Below are 24,007 nucleotides of genomic sequence, written 5' to 3'. Positions count from 1 at the left end.
ATTGTCAGGCTAAGCAAAGCCGAAGCCCAAGCTGAGCAAAGTCGAAGCTCTTTTTTATCAACTATTCCAACTTATTACAAAGTTTTTCGGACTTGTTACATGGATTGAAAATTAGGTTTAAATTTACTTCTTGGATAAGAAATCACTTCTGATATTTGCCCCATAAAAATTAAAAGAGAAGTTATGAACAGCATAAAAAACTCAGCGTTTTACGTTACCATTATTGGAGGTTTTACTGCTTTGATATATTGGGTGATTGTTAAGGGCGCTTCGCTGGAAGTAGGCCGTGGAATTGTTCGCAAAAAAATAGAAAGCAATCATTGGAATGATTTTCTGCATTCTATGGTCGAAAACCTGCAACATCCTTTGGCTATTTTGTTAGCGCAGATTGTTACGATTATTCTGGTGGCACGTTTATTCGGGTGGATTTTTAGAAAAATTGGTCAACCTTCTGTTATCGGCGAAATGATTGCCGGAATTGTGTTAGGGCCGTCTTTGGTCGGAATGTATTTCCCGGAATTCTCCGCTACATTATTTCCAAAAGAATCTTTAGGGAATCTGCAGTTCTTAAGTCAGATTGGTTTAATCCTTTTTATGTTCGTTATTGGAATGGAGCTGGACTTAAAAGTACTGAAGAATAAAGCCCATGATGCAGTTGTAATAAGCCACGCCAGTATCGTAATTCCGTTTGCATTAGGGTTAAGTTTAGCCTATTTTATTTACCACACTTTTGCTCCAATTGGCGTAGAGTTCTCTTCTTTCGGATTGTTTATGGGAATTGCCATGAGTATTACCGCATTTCCTGTTTTGGCCAGAATTGTTCAGGAGAGAGGGATGCAAAAAACAAAACTGGGTACAATTGCGATAACCTGTGCTGCCGCAGATGATATTACCGCTTGGTGTATTTTGGCTGTTGTAATTGCAATTGTAAAAGCGGGTTCTTTTACTAGTTCTTTGTATGTAATTGGTTTGGCGGTTTTGTATGTTATTATCATGCTCAAAATAGTTCGTCCGTTTCTAAAACGAGTGGGGGACTTAAACTCAACCCGCGAAAGTCTGAATAAACCGGTTGTTGCGATTTTCTTTATAACCTTACTATTTTCTGCTTATGCGGCTGAGCTAATTGGAATTCATGCTTTATTTGGAGCCTTTTTAGCCGGAGCCATTATGCCGGAAAACAATACGTTCAGAAATATTTTTATTGAAAAAGTCGAAGATGTCGCCATCATCGTGTTATTGCCGTTGTTCTTTGTATTTACTGGATTACGTACACAAATTGGTTTATTGAATGATCCTTATTTGTGGAAAATCACAGGTTTAATTATTGCCGTTGCCGTAGTAGGTAAATTTTTTGGAAGTGCTTTTGCTGCCAAGTTTATGGGACAAAGCTGGAAAGACAGTCTGGCGATTGGCGCTTTAATGAATACGAGGGGTTTAATGGAGCTCGTAGTACTGAATATCGGATATGATTTAGGTGTTCTGTCTACTGAGATTTTTACTATGATGGTGATTATGGCGTTAGTGACCACTTTTATGACGGGCCCGGCGTTGGATTTTATAGGCTTTATTTTTAAAGATAAAATAACGGCCATTCCACAAGAGATTGGGAACAAAAGCAAGTTTAAGATTCTGCTGTCCTTTGCGACTCCCGAGAAAGGTAAAAAACTGTTGCGAATTGCGAACAGCCTGGTTAAAAAACAATCTGATAATTCTATTGTTACAGCAATGCATTTGTCCTTAAGTACAGAAGTGCATTCGTTTGATGTGAAAGATCAGGAACGCAAAATGTTGGTTCCGGTTATCGAAGAGTCAGAACGTCTGAATCAAAATATGGTTAGTGTTTTTAAAGTTACAAACGATATTGATACCGATATCATCGATACCGCCAATCAAGGGGACTATGATTTGTTATTGGTAGGTTTGGGACAATCTATTTTTGAAGGGACTTTGCTTGGAAAAATACTTGGCTTTACCTCCAGAATTGTAAACCCGGATCGCTTAATTGATAAGTTCACAGGAAAAGAAGGTCTGTTTGAAAATTCTCCTTTTGATGAGAGAACACGTCATATTATTGCTAAAAGTAAAATGCCGGTCGGTATTTTTATCGACAAAGACTTAGAAGACGTCAACCAGATTTTTATGCCGATTTTCAATAAAGAAGATGCTTTTTTAATTGAATATGCTAAAAAGTTAATCAATAATAATGGTTCTCAGATTACAGTTTTAGATGCAAGCGGTGAAATGAAAAGCACCCGTGATATTCAGGAAACCATTCGTTCGATAGAGCAAATCGCTCCAAATCACATCATGATCATGCACGACCGAACAATCAAAAAAGAGTTTTTAGAAAGTCAGAATCTGATGATCATCAGTTTAGACAGTTGGAAAAAACTGATTGAATCACAAAGCATATGGTTGAATAATACGCCCTCAGTTCTGATTTTGAAACCATAGAGGGGGGTAAATTCCAATCTTTTTAAATTCCAAATTCCAATTTTGTTGGGTTTGGATTTTTTTTGTTTTTCCCTCCCGTAGAGATGCACAGCAGTGCATCTAACTCAATGCCCGAATGTTTAATTTTATAAAATAGAGGGGGGATGAAATTCCAATCTTTTTAAATTCCAAATTCCAATTTTGTTGGGGTTTGGATTTTTTTTTGTTTTTCCCTTCCGTAGAGATGCACAGCAGTGCATCTAACTCAATGGACCTATATTTAATTTTATAAAATACAGGGGTTAAATTCCAATCTTTTTAAATTCCAAATTCCAATTTTGTTGGAGTTTGGGATTTTTTTGTTTGTGTGATGATTGATTTTAGTGATAAAGAATCAAATCCAGAAGATACAAGGAAGCCAAATAGAGAAATCATTTTAATCTGTGAAATCTGTGGCATAAAAACAAAAGCCGCAGATTTAGGGATCAAGTGTTAGTTAAACATTAAAAGGGGCAATTTAGTTTATCTAAAAAAGACACCCCATTTGTCCTTTCGACAAAGGAGAAATCTCCGCAAGTAACTCCGTAAAGATAAGCTCAGTAAACGCAGATGTATTCACATTTCACAAATTTCAGAATCATAAAAAGCATTCCATTGGAATTTGGAATTTTAAAGGATTGGAATTTTAAAATTTTTTAGATCCCCAAATCCAATACATAAGATATTTTAACCGCAATATTATTTTCAAATCGCGGCAGTTGATTTGGCCCATATCTATAGAAACCTCCTAAACCGATGCCTTTATAGATTTTGTTTAATTCGATTCCGGATTCAAAGAAACCTTTGTCAAGTGTTTTATAAGCAGGACCGACATGTTGTTGTGGGTTTTCCATATTTCCCCAAGCCATTCGGGTAACCAGTACCAATGAAGGGCGAACTTTTCTGAGGATTCGGATTCGGTCAAAACCATGTTTAATTTGAAACATTACATATTGACTGGAGAAAAACTCATTAAAATACATGGTCTCAAAACTGTTTCTGCCGGCAAAAGTAATACGTTGAACAATTGTTTCTTTGGTCAGGTTATTCGGAGCCGTATTGTATAGGTGGGTAATGGGCACATCGCCAAAAGCATATCCCCCTTGTAGTAGTACACCAGTTTTCTGACTGTTTAAATATTTTTTTTCATATTCAGCTTTGAAATCGATTTTGCCAAATTTAAAATCATTTTCAAATACATCTGGAAGCGATTGGGTATATTGAAAAGTAAACTTTGGAAACCTTTTATCCGCTTCGGTTCTTCCGGTTGGGGTTTGCATGAAATCACTAAACGGCGACCAGGCAATAGAAAGCATTGCTGTAGTCATGATATAACTTGAATACAGTTTTCCATGCAGATTAAAAAGATAATCAAATTTAGGTTCGATGTGATTTCGAGATAATTCCAGAACAGCCTCCGTTTTCGGAATGATCTTAGTCTGAATATTACCCCTCCAGCCTACATACTGATAGAAAGTACTAATGTTTATTGGACGTGGATCATAAATTTTAAAAACGCGTTTGTCGACTGCAAAAACGGTACTCGCAATTTCCCGAACATCATCCGAGTAATACCCATTTAGCCATGTATTGGTGTTTTTATCGAGTAAAAAGCCGGAGCCGATGCTGTATTTCGTTGTGCCGTCTTTTGTTCCATAAGCGGCATATCCTTCAATTCGGAAATTTTTAGAAAAACGGTCATTCGTAATTCCGCCAAGACCCAGACGAAAACCTTCGTAATTATTGTAGCTGATTAGTTTTTTTAGGTCAAAATCAATTGGGCCCACCGGAATGTAACCGTTGATGATTTTTCGACCAAGGCCCAAACGTTTTTCAATTCTTTTTTTGATGGAAATGCTGTCCAGCAATAAATAGGTTTTTTGACTTTTCAGATCAAGTGTTTCTTTGCGATATTCGTTCCAGAAAGCTTCCGGTTTTTTGCTGGCATCCTCTTTAATTTCGATATAAAGTGCCGGGTTTTTTATGACCGGATTAGTGTTGTAGTGAATATCAAAATTATTACTCTCAGAAAGTAAATAGGTGAAGTCGGACGCTGCTTTTTTTCTCGGTTCAAAGTTTTCTCCGGTATCTGCATCAAATTGAATGGTTCCTCCCAGAATTTTAATATCCTCGTCGTTTTTTCCTTTTACAATTTTGAATGTGGTACGGCTTTGAAACCATATTTTTTCACTTGGAACATATTCAAACTCATGGATTCCGCTAATGTCCAAAACACCTTTTATACGCATTACAGCTTTGGCGATAGCAAAATTTTCTGCGTCTATGTATAAAACACCTTCCAAGCCAGATGCATTTCTTTTTTGCTTGTTTTTGTAATGGATCATGTAGGTTTCACGCCCCTGTACTGTCACCGTGTCAAGCAGCTTGTACGTGTAATCTTTAAGTGCATTGTTTGAAATTGGGCTCTCATATTTCGTTTCCAGCAATTCGTATTTCGGATCATAAATAGAAATAGATTGCAGACTGAAAGCGATAATTTCGTACACAGGCTGTTTGAAACCCGCCATTTTTGTACCTAATACGGTTTCTTTAAGCCTTTTACTCCCAAATTGATATTGTGATATTTTTTCTGTTTGAAATAAATGTTGTTTACTTATTATTTCTTTGAATTTATAATCGGAAGAATCAATATTGATTTTCTTTTTCTTTAAATCTTTATAAGTTGCCGAAGAGTCAATGCGTCCGTCGATAGAATCAGGATTGGCAGTGACGATAAGTTTGTTGTAAGTTTTGTACTCAAAACTACTCAGCTTTTTCTGTGGATTGTTGCTGTTTTTATTGGAAATGACCTTTCTTAAAATGCTCAGCGCCGGGTTTTCATTTGAAATAACAACCTCTTTTAAATCATCCGTTTTCTGAGAAAGTGAAACAGAGTAGAATTTTTTGTTGTTTGTTAGGGTAATGTTTTTGGTTTCGAAACCAATATAGGAAACCGTAAAAAATCCGGTTTCAGAGGAAACCGTAAAAGAAAATTTGCCATCAACATCTGTAATGGTGTTATTGTGGTCTGCTGTTTTAATGCTGGCAAAGGGAAGCGGTTTGTTGCCGGAGTCCGTAACAATTCCGTTTATTTGAAATTGCGCCTGAATGGTAAGCGTAAAAAACAAAGTCAATAAACAAAATAGCTTCATACAGAGGATTATGGTTTCAGAAACGAAAATATTTAATTTTCAATAGGTAAAAATAAGAATAAAAAAATCCGTCTGGTTAAATATACCAGACGGATTTTGTTTTGTATCGAATAAAATTAAACTTTCATGATCTCAGCTTCTTTCGCAGCCAATAATTCATCAATTTTTTTAATATAAGTATTCGTTAAATTCTGAACTTCTTCTTCAGCAGATTTACAAACATCTTCAGAAGTTCCTTCTTTTTCTAGTTTTTTAATATCAGTATTGGAGTCTTTACGTACGTTACGAACACCAATTTTTGCATCTTCTGCTTCAGATTTTGCTTGTTTAGCAAGGTCTTTACGACGCTCTTCTGTTAAAGGTGGTACACTGATAATGATTACGTCTCCGTTGTTCATTGGGTTGAAACCAATATTAGCAACCATAATTGCTTTTTCAATTACAGACAACATGTTTTTTTCAAAAGGTTGTAAGGTAATTGTTCTCGCATCAGGAACACTAATCTTTGACACTTGCGAAAGTGGTGTTGCAGATCCGTAATAGTCTACAAAAACACTTCCAAGCATTGCCGGTGAAGCTTTTCCTGCGCGAATGTTAAGAAATTCTTTCTCTAAATGCGCTATCGAACCATTCATTGATTCTTCAGTACTATCTAATATAAATTCTATTTCTTCAGTCATTGTTTTTTTAGTTTTCAGTTTTCAATCCTCATTTTCAGTTCAAGCAGTCTGCGACTGTAAACTGTCACTGAAGACTTATATATTAACTACAGTTCCTATGTTTTCGCCTTCGCAGATTTTTAATAAATTTCCAATTTTGTTCATATCAAAAACAACGATTGGCAATTTGTTTTCCTGGCTTAATGTAAAAGCAGTTGTGTCCATTACATTTAATCCTTTTTTCAATACATCATCAAAAGAGATGTAATCAAATTTTACTGCCGATGCATTTTTTTCAGGATCAGAATCGTAAACACCATCAACACGGGTTCCTTTTAGGATCACATCAGCATTGATTTCGATTCCTCTTAAAACAGCAGCTGTATCAGTAGTGAAATAAGGATTACCGGTTCCAGCACCAAAAATTACAATTCTTCCTTTTTCAAGGTGACGATCTGCTCTTCTTTTGATGTAAGGCTCTGCAATAGATTCCATTTTCAAAGCAGTCTGTAAGCGCGTTTTCATTCCTTTATCTTCAAGAGCACCTTGTAATGCCATTCCGTTAATTACGGTTGCAAGCATTCCCATATAATCGCCTTGTACGCGATCCATACCGGCACTTGCTCCTGCAACGCCTCTAAAAATATTTCCTCCTCCAATAACAATAGCAATTTCTACTCCTTTAGTGTGAATTTGCTTAATTTCCTCAGCATACTCGGCCAGTCTTTTTGGGTCAATTCCGTATTGTAAATCACCCATTAAGGCTTCACCGCTTAGTTTTAGAAGAATCCTTTTATATTTCATGTGTGTCTTGCGTTAATTTGTGCAAATATAGACATATTCTGATTTTTAGAAATAGTGTTTTAAAAATAATTTCGGATTGTATACTTTGCTCTTTTAAGAGGAGTCCGGTTTTATTTCTTTTGAATGTGATAAAAATCAATTCAAGGTCTTTTTAAAAATCGTATTTTTATGGTATTCTAAACAAATTAAGTATGAAAAGTATTGTAGCCAAAGCATTATTCAATAGTCACTCTTATTATGAATATCGAAAACTTGTTACCGATTTATTATCCGACGGAAAATCAACAGGCGATGAACAATCTGAAAGTTTAACGCATTACACAAGTCTCAATGAAGCCCGAATGAACCGATTGGAGAAAACAATAAAAATTTCGGAAGAAACAATCGAAAAACTTCAAAAACTGGAGAATCATTATATCTGGCTCGTAATTTCGGAAGGCTGGTGCGGTGATGCAGCTCAAATACTTCCTATACTAAATAAGATGGCCTCATCATCAGATAAAAAAGTTGATCTGCGAATTGTTTTACGTGATGAAAATGATGAATTAATGAGTCATTATTTAACAAACGGAGGAAGGGCAATACCCAAAGTCATTGTGATTTGTAAAGAAGCCGGAATTGTCCGTACCGATTGGGGTCCAAGACCCAAAGGAGCCACAGAATTAATGGCAAACTATAAAAAAGAATTTGGTGTAATTGATGAAAAAATCAAAACCGATTTGCAGTTGTGGTATCTGGCAGACAAAGGACTTTCTGTTCAGGAAGAATTACTGGAGATTATGGAGAATATCAAATACGATCGCCTGTAATTTTGGGCTGTGATGCCCTTAATTTACTGCTAATTGGTTGATGTTAAATAGGCTAAAGATTTAAAATGTATTAAAATGTTTTTTTTATTTTAATACATTTTGTATCTTGCTTGAGGAATCCCAATTCTATTATTTACTTTTTATTTGCTCTTTTTATTGGTGTTTTTATTATTTAACAACTAAAAAATACCACCATTATGAAAAAGTTATTCGAAAGGTTTTATGATTTTATTTCAGGTTTTTTGTTTGGAAGTGAAAAAGCGACTCACTACTAGTCCAAAACAACAGCGGGGATAAAAATAGCACTATTCTAATTTAAGGGTAGGCACATTACTATTGTCTTTTGTAATGTGCTTGATGTCTTATTTTTGTTCCAGAGTTTCTTCAAACAAAGTGATGTCGATGGCGTTTTTTACATCGTAGTCACCAATTTTAGTTCGGCGTAAAACAGTTAGGTGTGAACCCGAATTCATTGCTTTTCCAAAATCAAAAGCCAGGGAGCGAATGTAAGTTCCTTTACTGCAAACTACTCTAAAATCAATTTCCGGTAATGCAATTCGCGTGATTTCAAACTCGTGAATCGTTGTTTTTCTACTTGCGATTTCAACAGTTTCTCCCGCACGCGCATGTTCGTACAAACGAACACCGTCTTTTTTAATGGCAGAAAAAATAGGCGGTTTTTGATCAATTTCACCTAAAAATTGTTTTACCGTTTCATGAATCAGCGTTTCATCGATATGCTCGGTTGGAAAGGTCTGATCGATTTCGGTTTCTAAATCGTAAGATGGAGTAGTGGCTCCAATATAAAAAGTTCCCGTATATTCTTTGGCCTGACCTTGCAATTCAGAAATGCTTTTGGTGAATTTTCCGGTGCAGATCAATAAGAGTCCTGTTGCTAAAGGATCTAATGTCCCTGCATGACCGATCTTGAACTTTTTTGGAAGTCCGACTTTGTTGATTAAAAGGTATTTTAATTTATTGACTGCTTGAAACGAACTCCATTTTAAAGGTTTGTCGATCAATAAAACCTGTCCGTTTAAATATTCTTCAGGAGTCATTATATAATGGTAAGCGGGTGAATGAAAAAGTGAATGGCCAATAAAATGATTCCGGCAATTATTCGATAAATACCAAATACTTTGAAACCGTTTTTAGTAAGGAAACCAATGAAAGTTTTAATGGCTAAAAGTGCTACAATGAAAGCTACAATGTTTCCAATAATTAACAAGTTAATCTGGTCGTGAGATAATACAAATCCGTCTTTGTAATAGTCGTAACATTTCTTTACCGTTGCGCCTAACATGGTTGGTACAGCAAGGAAAAACGAAAATTCGGCTGCGGTAGTACGACTTAGTTTTTGCGACATTCCGCCTACAATACTGGCACCACTTCTGGAAACTCCGGGGATCATGGCAATACATTGAAAAAGGCCTATTTTGAAAGCCTGTAAATAGGTAATTTCCTGAGAAGCTTCAGTTGCATTTGGCTGATTGAACCATTGGTCAACTTTTAGTAAAATAAGTCCCCCAATCAAAAGAGATATGGCAACTGTAACCGGGTTTTCTAGCAATCCGTCTATAAAATCACTTAACAATAATCCTAAAACGACTGCTGGAATAAAAGCCACTAAAAGTTTAAAGTAAAAGTCAAGTGTCTGAAAGAAACGTTTGAAATATAAAACGACAACCGAAAGGATGGCGCCTAATTGAATAACTATTGTAAAGAGTTTAGTGAAATCGTCATGGGCAATTCCAAAAAAAGAAGAGGCAATAATCATGTGACCAGTTGAAGAAACAGGTAAAAATTCTGTAATTCCTTCAATAATGGCAAGGATAATAGCTTGTAATGTGTTCATTAAAAGTTTAGATTTTAGATTTTAGATTTTAGATCGGTTGCCTTTATTAAATGCAAGGAAGCGGAATGAAAATCTATAAAATGCTATTGTTTTGATTTTTTAAAAATCGAGTAAATCGTGATTCCAAACCCTATTAAAACAGTTGTTGGAGCTAATCGGATGCGTCTGAAGTTAAAAATGTCTTCGTTAAAAACATTCGGATTATCACTACCACCACCGGACATTAAGATAAAACCCAATGCAATTACCGCAATTCCGATCAAAAGGATTTTGTAGTTGATGCCTTCAAAAAGGAATTCTTGTTTTTGTTCTGTTGTATTATTTTTCATTTCTGTTAAGTTCGATTATAAAGTGACTGAAAACTGCGACTGTGACTGTTTTTATAAGTTAATAAAGGTCGTCAGTTCTTAAATTCAGAAAACGTTGTGTGGCAAAGTGTGTGCTTACCCAGGTGATTAAAACTCCCAATCCGAAAACAATAAGTAAGATCAAACCGGTTACCAGTTTATCGTCTAAAATTCCTAGTCCCGGGAAATTGGTTTCTACATAAACTAAAAGCGCAATCAAGGCAATAATCGCCAGACCAGCGCCCAACATACCCAGTTTTACACTACGCATTACAAATGGTTTACGGATAAATGATTTTGTTGCACCAACCATTTGCATGGTTTTAATGATAAAACGATTAGAATGTATCGATAAACGAAGGGAACTATTGATTAGTAAAACCGCAATTACAGTCAGGAATCCGCTGATAATCAAAATCCACATACTCACTTTTTTGATGTTGTCATTAACCAGATTGACCAATTGTTTGTCATAAACGATATCAGAGATCATGGTGTTTTTACGCAGATGACTTTCAATTCTCTGAATGCTGTCTCTTTCAACATAATCCGCTTTGAAGTGAATGTCGTAAGAATTTAATAATGGATTTTCTCCCAAAAAGGTCAGGAAATCTTCACCAATTATATCAGTATGCTCTTTAGCCGCTTTTTCTTTAGTTACATAAACGTATGATTTTGCAAAAGGAGCTCTTTTTAGTTCGGTATTAAAGGCTTTTATAACACTGTCATTCGCTTCGTTTTTAAAGAAAACAGTCATGGCGATTTTTTCTTTAAAATCGTCTGCCAGTTTTTTAGAATTAACGATGAACAATCCCAATACTCCCAAAAGGAATAGTACCAGAAAGACACTTAATACAACCGAAAAATAAGAGGAAATTAACCTGCGCTTTTGAAATTTATCAAAGTTAGAACTCATAGTTTGCTTAAATTATGTGGTAAAAATAATAAACAATTTCTTTATTTAAAGTTAATAACGATCAAAGTTTTAACTTTTGTACAATATAAGCAATTTTAGTGTTGCATTTTGTCGGAATAAGAATGAAGAAATTGAAATTTAACGTATTTGGGGTTATTTCGCTAAATTTATTTAACACATAGAGACATAGATTTAGGATCTGCTATTTGAGATGTTTCAAGGAAATCATAATTTTTTCATGTAGTCATAAGGCTTGTTAAAATTTCATCGGAAAGAATTTTAAATCCGTTTTAATCCGCGTCTTCGTGATAACGAATCTGTTTAATCCGTGTGTGAAATTAAGTTGCAAGGTCTGTGTGTAAAGATTATGCAGAATTGGACGCGGATTATGCGGATTTGCAAGGGCAAAAAACGCTGATAAAAACGGATTTTTTTTATATTGATAAGCAATAGTGATCGATTAAGATGGTGTGGTTTTATTTTTACGTTTAAGAATTTAGTTTGGTTTTTTCTTTTTGGAATCAGAAATTTAAACAAGCTCTGATGTGATTTATTTGGAGTGAAACGTCTTTTTTAAGCTTTGTTAGCTATGCTTCTATGTGTTAAAATTAATTGCACCCATTGAGTTAATTGTTTTATGTATTAAAATACTTTTGTTACAATCTGTAATAAATGTAAATTTGCGATCTTATTACATAATGCATTAAAACTTAGCAACTCAGTTACTCAGTAACTCAGCAACTCACAAAATGAAATACAATCCGAACGAAATAGAAGCCAAGTGGCAAAAATATTGGGCCGATAATCAAACTTTTGCAGCCGTAAATAATTCTGACAAACCAAAACACTACGTATTAGATATGTTTCCATATCCATCCGGTGCTGGATTACATGTTGGACATCCACTCGGATATATTGCTTCAGACGTGTATTCGCGTTTCAAAAGACATCAGGGCTTTAATGTTTTGCACCCGATGGGTTACGACAGTTTCGGATTGCCGGCAGAACAATATGCCATTCAAACCGGGCAACGTCCCGAAGATACGACCCGTGTAAATATTGACGGTGGAGTAGATAAAGAAGGAAAAGAAATTGCCGGATACAGAAAACAATTGGATAAAATTGGATTTTCATTTGACTGGGCGAGAGAAGTTCGTACATCAAATCCGGATTATTACAAACATACACAGTGGATTTTTATTCAGTTGTTTAATTCGTGGTACAATAAAGAATCTGATAAAGCCGAAGATATTTCAACTTTAGTTTCTGTTTTTGAAAAAGAAGGAAATACAAACGTAAATGCCGTTTCAGATGATAATATTGCTCCTTTTTCGTCAAGCGAATGGAATTCGTATTCAGAAGATCAGAAAGAAAAAATAATATTACAATACAGATTGACGTATTTGGCAGAAACGGAAGTGAACTGGTGTCCCGGTTTAGGAACGGTTTTGGCAAATGATGAAATTATAAACGGGGTTTCGGAACGTGGGGGTTACCCTGTTATCCGTAAAAAAATGACCCAATGGAGCATGCGTATTTCTGCTTATGCAGAGCGTTTGTTACAAGGCCTAAATGATATTGACTGGAGCGAAAGCATCAAAGAAAGCCAACGCAACTGGATTGGAAAATCTGTTGGTGCGATGGTTAAGTTTCAAGTTTCAAGTTCCAACTCTCAAGAGGTGGAAACTTCAAACGTGAAACCTGAAACAAAATTTATCGAAGTATTTACCACACGTCCTGATACTATTTTTGGAGTTACGTTTATGACTTTGGCTCCGGAGCATCCTTTGGTAGCTGAAATTACAACTCCGGAACAAAAAGCGGCTATTGAGGGGTATATCGAGAGAACAGCAAAACGTTCGGAGCGTGAACGTATGGCTGATGTTAAGACTATTTCAGGAGTGTTTACCGGAGCTTATGCAGAACATCCTTTTACAAAAGAGCCAATTCCGGTTTGGATTGGGGATTATGTTTTGGCGGGTTATGGTACCGGTGCTGTAATGGCGGTTCCTTGTGGAGACGAGAGAGATTATGCTTTTGCAAATTTCTTTAAAGGTCAAAACGGAATGCCGGAAATCAAAAATATTTTCGCGAATGTTGATGTTTCTGAGGCCGCTTACGGTTCAAAAGATAATGTTGAAATCGCTAATTCTGATTTTCTTAATGGATTAAATTATAAAGCAGCTACTCAAAAGGCAATTGCTGAATTAGAGAAAATTGAACAAGGAACAGGGAAAACCAATTACCGTTTGCGTGATGCCGTATTTTCACGTCAGCGTTATTGGGGAGAGCCTTTTCCGGTATATTATGTAAACGGTCTTCCGAAAATGATTGACGCACAACATTTGCCAATTATTTTGCCGGAAGTAGAGAAATATTTACCAACCGAAGACGGTTTGCCTCCTTTAGGAAACGCAGCAGTTTGGGCTTGGGATACCAAGGAGAATAAAGTTGTGGATACTGATTTAGTAGATCATGCAACGATTTTTCCTTTAGAGTTAAACACGATGCCGGGTTGGGCTGGAAGTTCATGGTATTGGATGCGTTATATGGATGCACACAACGAAACCGAATTTGCAAGCAAAGAAGCTTTAGCATACTGGGAAAGTGTTGATTTGTATATTGGTGGAAGCGAACACGCAACCGGACATTTACTATATTCTCGTTTCTGGAATAAATTCTTAAAAGACAAAGGATTCGCTCCAACCGAAGAACCATTCAAAAAACTGATCAATCAGGGAATGATTTTGGGGACTAGTGCTTTTGTTTATAGAGTTGAAGGAACAAATAGCTTTGTGTCTAAGAATAAAATTGGAGATCAGAGCGTACAACCAATTCATGCTGATGTTTCAATGGTAAATTCATCTGATGAACTAGATATTGAAAGATTCAAAGCCTGGAGAGAGGATTATGCTGATGCTGAGTTTATTTTAGACGATAACGGAAAATACATTGTAGGCCGCGAGGTTGAAAAAATGTCAAAATCGAAATACAATGTAGTAACACCGGATGATATTTGTAATGAGTACGGAGCAGATACATTGCGTTTGTACGAAATGTTTTTAGGTCCATTAGAGCAGGCAAAACCTTGGAATACCGCTGGTATCTCAGGAGTTTTTGGATTCCTTAAAAAATTATGTCGTTTGTATTTTGATGACAACGGTTTGATTATAACGAATGAAGAACCAACAAAAGACAATCTAAAATCATTGCACAAAACAATCAAAAAAGTAGCAGAGGATATCGAGAATTTCTCTTTTAATACTTCCGTTTCTCAGTTTATGATTTGTGTGAATGAATTGTCGACTCAAAATTGCCATTCACGTGCTATTCTAGAGCCATTGGCAATTGTAGTTTCTTCTTATGCACCGCATATTGCAGAAGAACTTTGGAGTTTGTTAGGACATACGACTTCGATTTCGACAGTTGCTTTCCCTGTTTTCGAACCAAAATATTTGGTAGAAAGTAGTAAAGAATATCCGGTTTCATTTAATGGAAAAATGCGTTTCACGATCGAGTTACCGCTGGATTTAACAGCAGCACAAATCGAAGAAATCATTATGAAAGACGAAAGAACACAACGTCAGTTAGAAGGAAGAACTCCGAATAAAGTAATTATTGTTCCCGGGAAGATCATTAATTTGGTCGGATAAAGGGAGTAAATTCCAATATTTTAAATTCCAAATTCCAATTCTGTTGGGATTTGGAATTTTTTTTGCCACGAATTACACGAATTTTCACAAATCGATTCGTGGTTATTCGTGTAATTCGCGGCGAAATTTTTTCACCGCAAATTTTCAAAAAAAACAATCCGTGGAAATCCGTGCAGTTCGTGTTGAAATTTAATCATACGGTATTGACGTGCCTCCGTAGAGACGCACTGCTGTGCGTCTCTACCATTGTGCGTCTCTACTGCTGTGCGTCTCTACTTTTTTATGTTACAAATTTCACGAATGATCACAAATCAATTCGTGGAGATTCGTGTAATTCGCGGCGAAATTTTTTTTCACCACAAATTTTCAAAAAACAATCCGTGCAAATCCGTGTAATCCGTGTTAAAATTTACCCGCACCGCAGAGACGCACAATGGCAGAGACGCACAATGGTAGAGACGCACAGCAGTGCGTCTCTACGATGTCGTCAAAAATTGGAATTTGGAATTTAAAAAATTGAATTTTAATTTTATTTTATAAAATTTGTAACATTTTGATTTTTCCCGTATCCAAAAGGCGAATTTGATTCATTAACAATTTAAAAAACTATTAAAAATGAAAAAGTATATCATCCTGGTTATCGCATTATTATTTTCTGCAGTATGTTTAAATGTGTTTGCACAAACAAAATCATATCCTTTTGAGGTTGTTAAATCGGGAAAAGGAAAACAGGCTATTTTATTTATTCCGGGTTTTGCTTCTTCGGGAGAAGTATGGAATGATACAAAAGCTAATTTCGAAAAGAATTTTACATGTTATACGCTTACCATGGCGGGATTCGCAGGTGTACAACCACAGTCCAATGCTTCTTTTAAGAATTGGGAAGATGCTATAATGGGTTATATAAAAGACAATAAAATCGAGAAACCGATTATAATTGGTCACAGCATGGGCGGAGGATTAGCTTTAGCAATTGCTGCAGATTATCCCGATCTGGCTGACAGAATAGTTGTTGTTGATGCCGTTCCTTGCCTCGCGGCTTTGATGGATGCCTCTTTTAAGCCAAAAGTAAATAACGATTGTAAGCCAATTGTGGATCAAATGACCAGCATGACCGATGAACAATTTTTGGAAAATCAAAAGAAATATTTGGTAAGACTGACGGAAGATGCTTCTAAGCATGACTTGTTGTTAGGTTGGAGTGCGAAATCGGACAGAAAGACTTTTGCTGAGATGTATTGTGATTTTTCGAACACAGATTTAAGAGATAAGATTGCTACTGTAAAATGTCCTGCATTGATTTTATTAGAGTCTTATTTTGCAAATATAAAACCGGCTATCGAAGCGCAGTATAAAAATCTTAAAACCGCTAATCTTCAATATGCGTCTAAAGGATTGCATTTTATTATGTATGATGACAAAGAATTTTATTTCAAACATTTAAACAACTTTATAAAAGTTAAATAATGGAGTTTGAAAGCATTTATAAAATGTATTGGGACAGAATCTTCCGGCTTTGCATGGGTTTTGTCAATGATTATGATGTTGCACAAGATTTGGCTCAGGAGACTTTTATTATAGTCTGGCAGAAATTAGATACGTTCAGGAATGAATCAGGTATTGGGACCTGGATTTTTAGAATTGCGTCTAATAATTGTTTAAGGCAGATCGAAAAGCAAAAACGTTTTCCTAAATCGGAATTGCCTTCTGATCTCACAGAGGAAAAACAGTATTCCATAGAACCGCGGATCCAGTTTCTGTATAAGTGTATTGCTGAATTACCGGAAGCAGAGCGGATCATTATTTCTTTAGAATTGGAGGATGTAAAACAAGCTGAAATCGCTAAAATTGTCGGACTTTCTGAAGCTAATACAAGAGTTAAAATTCACAGAATAAAAGAAAAACTGACTCAAAAATTCAAACAAAATGGACAATAAGATAGATTTTAAAGATTTATGGAACAAACAGTCCGTAAGTCCACCCGATATAAAAGATTTGTTGGTTAAGTTAAGTCGTTTCAAACAGTCGAGTTTGAGGAAATTAATGCTAACCAATGCGCTGCTTTTGGCTACCTGCATATTTATTGTTTTTATCTGGTACCGCTTCAAACCCGAATTTGTTTCGACCAAAATCGGAATTGTTTTGTGTGTTGTTGCAATGGTCGTTTATTTGGCGGTTTACAATAGATTATTTGGTGCTTATAAGAAAATTGACGGCACGAAAAGCAATACAGAATATTTGCAAAAATTAATTGAAATAAAAACGAAACAGAAATTCCTGCAATCCACTATGTTGAGTTTGTACTTTGTAATGCTGGGAGCGGGGTTGTGTTTGTATATGTTTGAATATACGTCAAGAATGACTGCATTCTGGGCTGTTTTTACTTATGCAATGCTGTTGCTGTGGTTTGGTTTTGTTTGGCTTTATCTGCGTCCAAAACAAATCAAAAAAGAGAATGCAAAAATCAATGCGCTGATTGAAAAATTTGAAACCATAAATAAGCAATTGACTACTGATTTTTGATTATCGATGCTTTCTGAAACCTCTTGGCATTTTGTTAAAGTGGTTCGCAATTTGCAGTTTGTTTTGTAACTTTAAAATTCAAACTAAAAAACGAAAGACATGGGGTACGGATATATTATAATTGCAGGAGTCATAATGTTGCTTAGCTGGATGGTAAGCTCAAAGCTGAAAAGTAAATTTGAGCTTTATTCAAGACTACAATTAAGAAACGGAATGAGTGGCGCTGAAATTGCTGAAAAAATGCTAGCCGATAACGGTATAACTGACGTACGTGTTATTTCGACACCCGGACAGTTAACCGATCATTATAATCCGTCGGATAAAACGGTAAATTTAAGCGAAGCAGTATATAGTCATCGCAATGCTGCTGCAGCTGCGGTCGCTGCGCACGAATGCGGTCACGCAGTACAACACGCTATCGGTTATCAAATGTTGACGATGCGTTCCACATTAGTCCCGATTGTTAATGTAGCATCCAGTTATATGCAATGGATTTTGCTAGCGGGGATATTGATGATTAATATTTTTCCACAATTATTGCTTATCGGGATTATCGTATTTGCATCAACAACTTTATTTGCTATCGTTACTTTGCCTGTAGAATATGACGCAAGCAATCGAGCGCTGGCTTGGTTAGAGAATAAACATATGCTGACACAAGAAGAGCAGGCGGGAGCAAAAGATGCCTTAAAATGGGCTGCACGAACTTATGTAGTAGCAGCGCTCGGTTCAATTGCAACGTTGCTGTACTATATCTCTATTTATTCCGGAAGTAACAGAAGGGATTAAATTTTAAAAAATAAATTCCAAATTCTAAAATCCCAAATTCCAATTAAAAAAACAACCCGACAGGTTTTTAAAACCTGTCGGGTTTAATTCATCCCAACAAATTTGGAATTTAGAATTTAACCTCAAAGTTGTATTTGTCGGTCAATTTGTTGGTCTAAGGATATAAAGGTTTCTGTTCTAGAAACGCCTTCGATAGCTTGAATTTTAGTGTTTAAAAGCTGCATTAAATGTTCGTTATCACGACAAATGATTTTTATTAATACGGACCAGTTTCCGGTTGTGTAGTGGCATTCCAAAACTTCGGGGATTTTTTTTAGATCTTTTACAGCTTCAGAATTTCGAGAGGCTTTGTCCAGATATACACCTACAAAAGCCATAGTGTTGTAGCCCAATACTTTTGGATTTACAATAAATTTTGATCCCGAAATGACACCCGATTGCTCCAGTTTTTTCAAACGCTGATGGATTGCGGCTCCCGAAATGCCTATTTTATTGGCGATTTGTAAAATGGGTTTTCGCGCATCATCCATTAAATAACGAAGGATTTCTTTATCGATACCATCAATTTCAATTAAGAGGGAGTTGATTTTCATAATTTACAATTTGAAACTATAATTAGTGTTTTGGGTTTTGAATAGAAACCAAATGTAGTTAAAATGCTGTAAAAAAGAAAATTCCAAATCCCAACGATTAAGTTGGAATTTGGAATTTTTATATTGTATATTTTAAAAGGTTATTTTCCTTTGTTTGCTTCGTTGATGTATTTTTCTAAAGCCATTGTCATAGAAGGAGTTTCAGGAGTTGGAGCAAGAATATCAATTCTTAAACCATAATCTAAAGCTTCTTTTTGAGTGGTGCTTCCAAAAACAGCAATTCGGGTTTCGTTTTGTTTAAAATCAGGGAAGTTTTTAAACAAAGATTTGATTCCTGTTGGGCTAAAAAAGGCTAAGACATCATAATAAACGTCTGCTAAATCAGATAAGTCGCTCATTACGGTTCTGTAAAAAATGGCTTGAGTCCAGTCTACTTTTAAATTGTTTAAAGTAACGGGTGCATCTGCATTTAATTGGTCAGAAGCCGGAAGTAAGAACTTTTCGTCTTTGTACTTTTTAATTAATGGAGATAAATCTGCAAAATCTTTTGCGCCTACATAAATTTTACGTTTTCTGTACACTACATATTTTTGTAAGTAAAACGCAACTGCTTCAGACTGGCAAAAATATTTCAGTCCTTCAGGTACTTTATAACGCATTTCATCGGCTACTCTGAAAAAATGATCTACGGCATTTCTGCTTGTCAAAATAATCGCAGTATAATGATTAAGATCGATTTTTTGTAATCGAATCTCTTTTGCGCTAACCCCTTCCACATGAATAAATGGTCTGAAATCAATTTTTATTTTGTGTTTTTGTTGGAGCTCAAAGTACGGAGAATTCTCCACTTTAGGTTCAGGCTGTGACACCAAAATTGTTTTCACTTTCATATTATAAACTTTTACTAAGCCGCCTCTTTTGTAATCCAATAATAGATGAAATAATAAGGGGCTATTTCAAGAGCGCAAAGATATAAAATAAAATAAAATAACTTGCTGATTATTATATTTTGATGCGTTTTAATCGAAATAAAATAGGAGAATAGACTTATACACAGTGAAACACCGATGATTGCTAGTGGTACACTTTTCGGAATGTTGTCATAATAAAACAAAACCGCATTAAAAGGAAGGATTAAAACACCAATATACGTACGGTATGTTGCTTTTTGTAAGTTAAGAAGGTCTATAAAATCTTCAATATTGAATGAAGTAGCAACGATTTTTTCGATTAAATATTTTGCCAGAATAAAATATAATAAAAAAGTGGCGATTTGAATGAATAAAACCCAGTCCGTTTTTGAGGCATATCCAAAAGTATGCATCGTAAGCTGAATGAAAAAAGAAAATGAAATAATCTGCACAAAAAACAAACCAACAATAAAACTACCTTTCAGATTACTTGAATCCCGATAGATTTTGGCATATTTATCAGAGAAAATAAGCTTGCTGAATTCGCTAAATCGGGATTCATATGCTGATTTAGTAATGGCAACAAGAGCAAAAGCCAACACAAATAAAAGTGTCGCCCAGTCTTTGTTTTCGATAATTCGGGGATGAAGTTGTTCAATCATAACGTTGCAAAATTAGTAATTTTTTGTATCAATACTTTTATTATAAATTTATTGTGAATCAAATGGCATAAAAAGTTTACTTTTGCGGTGAAATTACCCAGAAAAATGAATGATTGTATTGTCATAATTCCCACTTATAACGAAATTGAAAACATAGAAAGTATAGTTAGAGCTGTACTTTCTCAACATAAACCTTTTCATCTTTTAATTATTGACGATAATTCGCCGGATTTTACTGCGAATAAAGTAATTGCACTGCAGGAAGAATATCCCGATAGATTGTTTTTAGAAAAAAGAGCCAAAAAATCAGGTTTAGGAACCGCTTATGTTCATGGTTTCAAATGGGCTTTAGAGCGCAAATATGAGTTTATATTTGAGATGGATGCCGATTTTTCTCATAATCCAAACGATCTCGAAAAGTTGTACGACGCCTGTCATTTTGGTGGTGCTGATTTAGCTATCGGATCACGATATGTAAAAGGTGTAAATGTCGTAAACTGGCCACTAAGCCGTGTTTTGATGTCTTACTTTGCTTCCGTGTATGTCAAATTTATTACCGGAATGAAAATTCATGATGCTACAGCAGGTTTTATCTGCTATAAAAGAGTAGTTTTAGAAAAGATAAAACTTGACAAAATTAAATTTGTTGGTTATGCTTTTCAAATCGAAATGAAATATCGAACGTATTGTGCTAAATTTGAAATTACCGAAGTTCCGATCATTTTTACGGATCGTACCAAAGGAGTTTCGAAAATGAGCAACGCCATTATAAAAGAAGCAATTCTGGGTGTAATAACACTTCGATTAAAAAAATTATTCAATACTTTATAAAGTCACGGTGATGAACAGAATTTTAATAAAGAACGCTAAAATTGTAAACGAAGGATCCATTTTTGAAGGTGATGTATTGATCGAAGACGACTTAATTGTTGAAATTTCAGACAGCATCAGTTTAAAATCATCGGATTGTAAAGTGATTGATGCCGAAGGAAGTTATTTGATTCCGGGTGCGATCGATGATCAGGTACATTTTAGAGAGCCAGGGTTAACACACAAAGGAGATATTGAGTCAGAATCCAGAGCCGCAGTTGCAGGAGGAATCACCTCTTTTATCGAGCAACCGAATACGGTGCCAAATGCTGTTACTCAGGAAATACTGGAAGATAAATATCAAATTGCTGCCGTAAAATCATATGCGAACTATTCGTTCATGATGGGAGCAACCAATGATAACCTGGAAGAAGTTTTAAAAACGAATCCAAAAAATGTTGCAGGAATAAAAATATTTTTAGGTTCTTCAACCGGAAATATGTTGGTGGATAATGAAGCCATTTTAGAGAGAATATTTTCAAGTACGTCAATGTTAATTGCGGTACACTGTGAAGATGAAACAACTATTCAAAACAATTTGGCCTTGTACAAAGAGCAGTATGGTGATGATATTCCGGTAACGGCGCATCATTTAATCAGAAGTGCTGAGGCTTGTTATATTTCGTCGTCTAAAGCTGTAGCTTTAGCAAAAAAGACAGGTGCCCGTTTGCATATTTTTCATCTTTCGACTGCTAAAGAAATGGAGTTGTTTACGAACAAAATCCCATTAGAAGATAAAAAAATAACGGCTGAGGTTTGTATACATCATCTGTGGTTTACAGATGAAGATTATAAAACAAAAGGTAATTTCATAAAATGGAATCCGGCTGTGAAAACGGCAGCGGACAGAAAAGTACTTTGGGAAGCTTTAAATGATGGTCGTATCGATGTAATTGCTACCGATCACGCTCCACATACAAAAGAAGAGAAAAAACAACCTTACCTAAATGCACCTTCTGGCGGCCCATTGGTTCAACATGCTGTTGTGGCTATGTTTGAGGCACATCACCAAGGGAAAATCTCTATCGAAAAGATCGTTGAAAAAATGTGTCATAATCCGGCTAAGATTTTCAAAATCGAAAAAAGAGGTTTTATAAAAGAAGGTTATTTTGCCGATTTAGTTATCGTGAATCCGAGTTTACCATGGAGTGTGAATGCGGACAATATTTTAGCAAAATGCGGCTGGTCTCCATTTGAAGGCTTTGTTTTCAGATCAAGAATCACACATACTTTTGTAAACGGAGAACTGGTTTACAATAACTTTAAGGTGAAAGACCTTCGCAATGGAAAAAGATTATTGTTTGACAGATAAAAAAGTATAGATGAAGAATTTTATAATACTAACATTGGTTTTGTTTCTTTCTGTGAGCTGCGAAAAAGAGTTGGTAAAACAACCCAAAGGGCTTATTGAGAAAGAAAAGATGCTTGATATTATGTATGATTTGTCTATTTTGGAAGCCGTAAAATACCAACATCCGTTATCCTTAGACTCGATTGATGCGAATCAAAAAAGGTTTGTTTTGCAGAAATATAAAGTAGATAGTCTGCAGTTTGCGCAAAGTAATATTTATTACGCAGCAGATTACGAAGGGTATAAAGATATGTTTGATGCAATTGCCAAGCGCTTGGAGAAAAATCAAAGAGCAGCAGATTCATTGGCTAAAATAGACGAGAAGAAAGCCATTAAGAAGAAAAAGCAGGAAGAAAAATTGAGAAAATTGAATCCTGAACTTAAAGAAGCAATACCAGCTAAAGCGAATATTGATTCGATAAAAACGGCGATGCATGCAAGAAGAATAAGGCAAACAAGATAGTTTTATAACTTAGAAACGTCTTTTACATATTGGTGTACATCCAGAAAAACCGTTCCCAGAGCGGTTTTTATTTTTTCATTACCATACAGATTTTTGGAATAAGAAGCTTTCACAGTGGCTTTAGTGATGCTTCTTTTTTGGAAAAACAAAGTTGAAAATATCCCGTCTGCTAGCCAGGCTATAGTTAACAATATTGGTTTCGCGTGGATATTCGGCCTTTTTACTTTTAAGCTGTCGGCTATAGTGTTGAGGATGTCTCGAAATACGATATTTTCTGCAATCAGAGTAAAACGCTCATTTTTGATACTGCTTTTCATTAATTCAAAAGCAATTTTTACTACATCATTTACAGTAATAAACCCGGTACTTCCAAGGGTATAAAAAGGGAGGCCTTTGGCAACTCTGGTGTAAAATTCAGCGCTTCCCTGCTCGTTTGTTTTTGTAGTTGGAATTGGCCCCAAAATTACTCCCGGATTTATAATGATCACTTCTAAGCCTTCCTGAAGTCCTCTCCAGACTTCCATTTCGGCACCATATTTAGAAATTGCATAATCGCTGTGTGGTTTCTCAGGATTCCATTCTGTTTCTTCGGTAATGGTGGTTTCATGAGCTGCCAGATCTCCTAAAGCGGCTATTGAACTCACAAAACAGAATTTTTTTATTTGTTTCGTAATAGAAAAATTAACCATATTGGCAGTTCCTTCAATATTGGTTTTTCGCAGTAAATCTTCGTCTTTTGGATCAAGCGAAATAAATGCGGCACAGTGGTAAACATATTCAATGCCAATAAAAGCAATCTCTAATGAAGGAATGTCAAGAATATCAGCCTCCAGCCATTCTATTTTCTCAAATAAATCGGCTTTTTTGTATAATTCAAAAACAGCTTTTGTTTTCTCAATTTTGTTTGGATTTCTATATATTGCTCGTACAGTTTCTCCATTTTCAATTAAATGAAGTGCTAAATGTGAGCCTACCAGACCTGTTCCTCCTGTTACTAATACCATTTTGTAAATATACTATTTTGGTTTAAAGGTGCAAAGTAGGGAAGGTGTGAAGTTTTTGTTTGTTTTGAAATTGGTAATCTTTGTTTTTATGCAAATGGTTAAAAAAAGGTGATGCAAATGAATTAAGAATTTTAATTCATTTGCATCACCTAGAGATCGAATGATTTTATTGCT

General features: G+C 35.5%; 21 protein-coding genes. 10 read left to right on the top strand and 11 right to left on the bottom strand.

The genetic code is table 11. The features are described 5' to 3' along the window. The first annotated feature begins 183 nt into the window (after positions 1-183). The gene (locus AB674_RS19260; protein ID WP_047778916.1) at positions 184-2,454 is read left to right on the top strand and encodes a cation:proton antiporter; all 2,271 of its coding nucleotides are present in this window, start codon (positions 184-186) and stop codon (positions 2,452-2,454) included. 674 nt (positions 2,455-3,128) lie between these two features. Here AB674_RS19260 and AB674_RS19255 read toward each other — a convergent pair. From AB674_RS19255 to pyrH, 3 genes are all read right to left on the bottom strand, one after another. Continuing rightward, positions 3,129-5,624: a DUF5686 family protein gene (locus AB674_RS19255; RefSeq protein WP_047778915.1), complete on the bottom strand. Its 2,496-nt coding sequence runs from the start codon at positions 5,622-5,624 to the stop codon at positions 3,129-3,131. Between the two features lie 116 nt (positions 5,625-5,740). Then, a complete protein-coding gene (gene frr, locus AB674_RS19250; RefSeq protein WP_047778914.1) occupies positions 5,741-6,304 on the bottom strand; it encodes a ribosome recycling factor in 564 nt (187 codons plus the stop codon). 75 nt (positions 6,305-6,379) lie between these two features. Further along, on the bottom strand, positions 6,380-7,087 hold the full coding sequence (pyrH, locus tag AB674_RS19245; RefSeq protein WP_047778913.1) for a UMP kinase: 708 nt from the start codon (positions 7,085-7,087) through the stop codon (positions 6,380-6,382). A 191-nt stretch (positions 7,088-7,278) separates the two neighbouring features. On the opposite strand from pyrH, the gene AB674_RS19240 reads away from it, so the two are divergent. Further along, on the top strand, positions 7,279-7,896 hold the full coding sequence (locus AB674_RS19240; RefSeq protein WP_047778912.1) for a thioredoxin family protein: 618 nt from the start codon (positions 7,279-7,281) through the stop codon (positions 7,894-7,896). Between the two features lie 362 nt (positions 7,897-8,258). Here AB674_RS19240 and truB read toward each other — a convergent pair whose 3' ends face one another. The 4 genes from truB to AB674_RS19220 form a co-directional block, all read right to left on the bottom strand. Further along, positions 8,259-8,954 carry a tRNA pseudouridine(55) synthase TruB gene (truB, locus tag AB674_RS19235; protein WP_047778911.1) on the bottom strand — a complete coding sequence of 232 codons (696 nt, stop codon included), beginning with the start codon at positions 8,952-8,954 and terminating at the stop codon, positions 8,259-8,261. Continuing rightward, the gene (locus tag AB674_RS19230; protein ID WP_047778910.1) at positions 8,954-9,751 is read right to left on the bottom strand and encodes an undecaprenyl-diphosphate phosphatase; all 798 of its coding nucleotides are present in this window, start codon (positions 9,749-9,751) and stop codon (positions 8,954-8,956) included. Before AB674_RS19230 ends, truB begins: the two co-directional genes overlap by 1 nt. 83 nt (positions 9,752-9,834) lie before the next feature. Next, entirely contained in the window at positions 9,835-10,080 is a 246-nt protein-coding gene (locus AB674_RS19225) for a DUF3098 domain-containing protein (protein ID WP_047778909.1), read from the bottom strand. Between the two features lie 58 nt (positions 10,081-10,138). Then, on the bottom strand, positions 10,139-11,014 hold the full coding sequence (locus AB674_RS19220) for a cell division protein FtsX (RefSeq protein WP_047778908.1): 876 nt from the start codon (positions 11,012-11,014) through the stop codon (positions 10,139-10,141). 749 nt (positions 11,015-11,763) lie between these two features. On the opposite strand from AB674_RS19220, the gene leuS reads away from it, so the two are divergent. The 5 genes from leuS (at position 11,764) to AB674_RS19195 (ending at position 17,979) form a co-directional block, all read left to right on the top strand. Next, positions 11,764-14,667: a leucine--tRNA ligase gene (gene leuS / locus AB674_RS19215; protein ID WP_047778907.1), complete on the top strand. Its 2,904-nt coding sequence runs from the start codon at positions 11,764-11,766 to the stop codon at positions 14,665-14,667. 615 nt (positions 14,668-15,282) lie between these two features. Further along, positions 15,283-16,134, top strand: coding sequence for an alpha/beta fold hydrolase (locus AB674_RS19210; RefSeq protein WP_047778906.1), 852 nt, complete (start codon positions 15,283-15,285; stop codon positions 16,132-16,134). Next, positions 16,134-16,604 (top strand): RNA polymerase sigma factor, encoded by a 471-nt coding sequence (locus AB674_RS19205; protein WP_047778905.1) that lies wholly within the window; start codon positions 16,134-16,136, stop codon positions 16,602-16,604. The genes AB674_RS19210 and AB674_RS19205 overlap by 1 nt, the downstream gene beginning before the upstream one ends. Continuing rightward, complete coding sequence (locus tag AB674_RS19200; protein WP_047778904.1) at positions 16,594-17,190, top strand: hypothetical protein; 597 nt, start codon at positions 16,594-16,596, stop codon at positions 17,188-17,190. The genes AB674_RS19205 and AB674_RS19200 overlap by 11 nt, the downstream gene beginning before the upstream one ends. Positions 17,191-17,289: 99 nt before the next feature. Next, a complete protein-coding gene (locus tag AB674_RS19195) occupies positions 17,290-17,979 on the top strand; it encodes a zinc metallopeptidase (RefSeq protein ID WP_047778903.1) in 690 nt (229 codons plus the stop codon). A 122-nt stretch (positions 17,980-18,101) separates the two neighbouring features. Here the strand turns inward: AB674_RS19195 and AB674_RS19190 are convergent, their stop codons facing one another. From AB674_RS19190 to AB674_RS19180, 3 genes are all read right to left on the bottom strand, one after another. After that, on the bottom strand, positions 18,102-18,572 hold the full coding sequence (locus tag AB674_RS19190; protein WP_047778902.1) for an Lrp/AsnC family transcriptional regulator: 471 nt from the start codon (positions 18,570-18,572) through the stop codon (positions 18,102-18,104). Between the two features lie 140 nt (positions 18,573-18,712). Further along, positions 18,713-19,462: a uroporphyrinogen-III synthase gene (locus AB674_RS19185; protein ID WP_047778940.1), complete on the bottom strand. Its 750-nt coding sequence runs from the start codon at positions 19,460-19,462 to the stop codon at positions 18,713-18,715. A 14-nt stretch (positions 19,463-19,476) separates the two neighbouring features. After that, positions 19,477-20,145 carry a DUF4271 domain-containing protein gene (locus tag AB674_RS19180; protein WP_047778901.1) on the bottom strand — a complete coding sequence of 223 codons (669 nt, stop codon included), beginning with the start codon at positions 20,143-20,145 and terminating at the stop codon, positions 19,477-19,479. A 105-nt stretch (positions 20,146-20,250) separates the two neighbouring features. Between AB674_RS19180 and AB674_RS19175 the strand changes: the two genes are divergently transcribed. The 3 genes from AB674_RS19175 to AB674_RS19165 are packed head-to-tail and all read left to right on the top strand — an operon-like array spanning position 20,251 to position 22,829. Beyond that, a complete protein-coding gene (locus AB674_RS19175; RefSeq protein ID WP_047778900.1) occupies positions 20,251-20,976 on the top strand; it encodes a polyprenol monophosphomannose synthase in 726 nt (241 codons plus the stop codon). 10 nt (positions 20,977-20,986) lie between these two features. After that, a complete protein-coding gene (locus AB674_RS19170; protein WP_047778899.1) occupies positions 20,987-22,327 on the top strand; it encodes a dihydroorotase in 1,341 nt (446 codons plus the stop codon). A gap of 10 nt (positions 22,328-22,337) precedes the next feature. Then, positions 22,338-22,829, top strand: a complete 492-nt coding sequence (locus AB674_RS19165; RefSeq protein ID WP_047778898.1) for a DUF4296 domain-containing protein — start codon at positions 22,338-22,340, stop codon at positions 22,827-22,829. Positions 22,830-22,831: 2 nt separating this feature from the next. On the opposite strand, the gene AB674_RS19160 is transcribed toward AB674_RS19165, so the two are convergent. Continuing rightward, positions 22,832-23,833 carry an NAD-dependent epimerase/dehydratase family protein gene (locus tag AB674_RS19160; protein WP_047778897.1) on the bottom strand — a complete coding sequence of 334 codons (1,002 nt, stop codon included), beginning with the start codon at positions 23,831-23,833 and terminating at the stop codon, positions 22,832-22,834. Positions 23,834-24,007 lie beyond the last annotated feature (174 nt).

Origin of the sequence: Flavobacterium sp. ABG, from assembly GCF_001027725.1 — a bacterium.
In the GTDB taxonomy this organism is placed as follows: domain Bacteria; phylum Bacteroidota; class Bacteroidia; order Flavobacteriales; family Flavobacteriaceae; genus Flavobacterium; species Flavobacterium cupriresistens.
Note: the sequence above shows the minus strand (reverse complement) of the source record. Positions and strands in the feature narration are given on the sequence as shown.

Coding starts and splice junctions, on each gene's coding strand:
- AB674_RS19200 (WP_047778904.1), top strand. CDS start 16,594: ATGGACAATAAGATAGATTTTAAAGATTTATGGAACAAACAGTCCGTA.
- AB674_RS19210 (WP_047778906.1), top strand. CDS start 15,283: ATGAAAAAGTATATCATCCTGGTTATCGCATTATTATTTTCTGCAGTA.
- AB674_RS19180 (WP_047778901.1), bottom strand. CDS start 20,145: ATGATTGAACAACTTCATCCCCGAATTATCGAAAACAAAGACTGGGCG.
- pyrH (WP_047778913.1), bottom strand. CDS start 7,087: ATGAAATATAAAAGGATTCTTCTAAAACTAAGCGGTGAAGCCTTAATG.
- AB674_RS19220 (WP_047778908.1), bottom strand. CDS start 11,014: ATGAGTTCTAACTTTGATAAATTTCAAAAGCGCAGGTTAATTTCCTCT.
- AB674_RS19195 (WP_047778903.1), top strand. CDS start 17,290: ATGGGGTACGGATATATTATAATTGCAGGAGTCATAATGTTGCTTAGC.
- AB674_RS19175 (WP_047778900.1), top strand. CDS start 20,251: ATGAATGATTGTATTGTCATAATTCCCACTTATAACGAAATTGAAAAC.
- AB674_RS19190 (WP_047778902.1), bottom strand. CDS start 18,572: ATGAAAATCAACTCCCTCTTAATTGAAATTGATGGTATCGATAAAGAA.
- AB674_RS19255 (WP_047778915.1), bottom strand. CDS start 5,624: ATGAAGCTATTTTGTTTATTGACTTTGTTTTTTACGCTTACCATTCAG.
- AB674_RS19170 (WP_047778899.1), top strand. CDS start 20,987: ATGAACAGAATTTTAATAAAGAACGCTAAAATTGTAAACGAAGGATCC.
- AB674_RS19260 (WP_047778916.1), top strand. CDS start 184: ATGAACAGCATAAAAAACTCAGCGTTTTACGTTACCATTATTGGAGGT.
- AB674_RS19165 (WP_047778898.1), top strand. CDS start 22,338: ATGAAGAATTTTATAATACTAACATTGGTTTTGTTTCTTTCTGTGAGC.
- leuS (WP_047778907.1), top strand. CDS start 11,764: ATGAAATACAATCCGAACGAAATAGAAGCCAAGTGGCAAAAATATTGG.
- AB674_RS19225 (WP_047778909.1), bottom strand. CDS start 10,080: ATGAAAAATAATACAACAGAACAAAAACAAGAATTCCTTTTTGAAGGC.
- AB674_RS19240 (WP_047778912.1), top strand. CDS start 7,279: ATGAAAAGTATTGTAGCCAAAGCATTATTCAATAGTCACTCTTATTAT.
- AB674_RS19230 (WP_047778910.1), bottom strand. CDS start 9,751: ATGAACACATTACAAGCTATTATCCTTGCCATTATTGAAGGAATTACA.
- frr (WP_047778914.1), bottom strand. CDS start 6,304: ATGACTGAAGAAATAGAATTTATATTAGATAGTACTGAAGAATCAATG.
- AB674_RS19160 (WP_047778897.1), bottom strand. CDS start 23,833: ATGGTATTAGTAACAGGAGGAACAGGTCTGGTAGGCTCACATTTAGCA.
- AB674_RS19205 (WP_047778905.1), top strand. CDS start 16,134: ATGGAGTTTGAAAGCATTTATAAAATGTATTGGGACAGAATCTTCCGG.
- truB (WP_047778911.1), bottom strand. CDS start 8,954: ATGACTCCTGAAGAATATTTAAACGGACAGGTTTTATTGATCGACAAA.
- AB674_RS19185 (WP_047778940.1), bottom strand. CDS start 19,462: ATGAAAGTGAAAACAATTTTGGTGTCACAGCCTGAACCTAAAGTGGAG.